Source organism: Bariatricus sp. SGI.019, assembly GCF_050315235.1.
GTDB lineage: Bacteria > Bacillota > Clostridia > Lachnospirales > Lachnospiraceae > JAFBIX01.
Window position 1 is genome coordinate 1 of the sequence record NZ_JBNPOQ010000048.1, and the last position, 1572, is coordinate 1572.

Here is a 1572-nt window from a genome sequence, read left to right on the forward strand (position 1 = left end):
CCCGGCGGTTCGATTTCTAGCCCGAAAACGGGCATAACAACTATATTTCGTCCAGACATGGACATGAATTCAGTCTGGAAACAGACATACTTTATGCAGAGAGCAGACGCAATGCTTCTTTCCTGATATTGATCGCCGCATTCACATCCCTGTCGTTTATATAACCACACTCACATCGATATACTCTCTCTGACAATGGTAATACCTGTTTGACCTTTCCACACTTACTGCACCTTTTGCTGGATGGAAAGAACCTGTCCACCTTTACAAGCTGTCCTCCACGGTCTTCCAGCTTATAACTAAGCATGTTCAGCAACATCCCATAACCGTTATCCGCAACACTCTTCCCGAAATTCAGACTCCTGCTCATTGCCTTCATGTTCAGATCCTCGACGGCAACCACATCATACTCATCCGCCAGTTTTCGACTCAACTTATGATGAAAGTCTCTTCTCTGATTTTTGACCTTCTCATGGCAAAGTGCCACCTTTTTCTTTTGTTTCCGATAATTCGAACTTCCACACTTACAACGTGACAGCTTTCGCTGCTCTCTGTTCAGCCGTTTTTCAGACCTTCGGTAGTAATCCGGATATTCGCATTTACTTCCATCGGAAAATACTGCCAGCCCATGCATCGCATAATCAATACCGATAACCTTCAGTTCTCTTCCTTCTCTGTCCCGGACTTGGTTTTCATCCGCACAGTATTCAAAAAGGATACTGACGTAGTACTTCCCTGAAGGTTGTCTTCTCACTGTCACAGCCTTTATCCCGAACCCTTCCGGAATCTGTCTGTGGATCTTCGCCTTTACGACACCGGCTTTTGGGAGTTTGATTCCGTTCTCAAGAAGTCGAATATTCCCATTCACCAGATTCGTAGTATATGCATTTCGGCTATGATGCTTTGACTTGAATTTCGGAAACCCAATCTCCGGACGTTCAAAAAAATTCCTGTATGCCCGTTCCAGATGGAGCTGCACATTCGCCAGGGCAAGAGAATCCACTTCCTTCAACCACGAAAATTCTTTTTTATATGCTGCCGGTGTCGTCTTCAGCATCTTCCCGGTCTTCTTATATTCTTCCATCTTATCCGACAGCATCTGGTTATAGATGAATCTACAACTTCCGAATGTCTTCGCAAACAATTCTTTCTGTTCTTCCGTTGGATAAATGCGGAATTGGAAGGCTTTATTACTCTTTCTCATGTTTCTCACCCTGTGTTTTAATGTATTCCCTGATCACTTCGATTGGTGCTCCACCGGCTGTTATCAGACAGAAACTCTGACTCCAGAAAGTTTCCTTCCACAGCTTTTTACGAATCGCTGGGAATTCTTTCTTCAGGAGTCTGCTGCTGGCACTCTTGTAAGCATTGATAAACTTGCTGAGTTCACTCTTTGGCTGAGCCCGGAACATCACGTGGATATGATCACCGTCATGATTCCACTCATCCACCTCAATGCCATACCTGGGTGCGATATAAGAAAAAATTTCCCTGGCACGGTCAGAAACAGTATCATCAAAGACATCCCGTCGGTATTTTACAACCAAAATAAGGTGATAATACAACAAAAAA

Annotated in this window: 2 protein-coding genes; both read right to left on the reverse strand. The window is 44.1% G+C overall.

Annotated elements, in window-relative coordinates:
- Positions 1–91: 91 nt before the first annotated feature.
- Positions 92–1204 carry an RNA-guided endonuclease InsQ/TnpB family protein gene (locus tag ACQRD1_RS14535; RefSeq protein WP_427787937.1) on the reverse strand — a complete coding sequence of 371 codons (1113 nt, stop codon included), beginning with the start codon at positions 1202–1204 and terminating at the stop codon, positions 92–94.
- The coding region (gene tnpA / locus ACQRD1_RS14540; protein WP_427787939.1) for an IS200/IS605 family transposase at positions 1191–1572 on the reverse strand (382 nt) is incomplete at its 5' end. The genes ACQRD1_RS14535 and tnpA, both read right to left, overlap by 14 nt.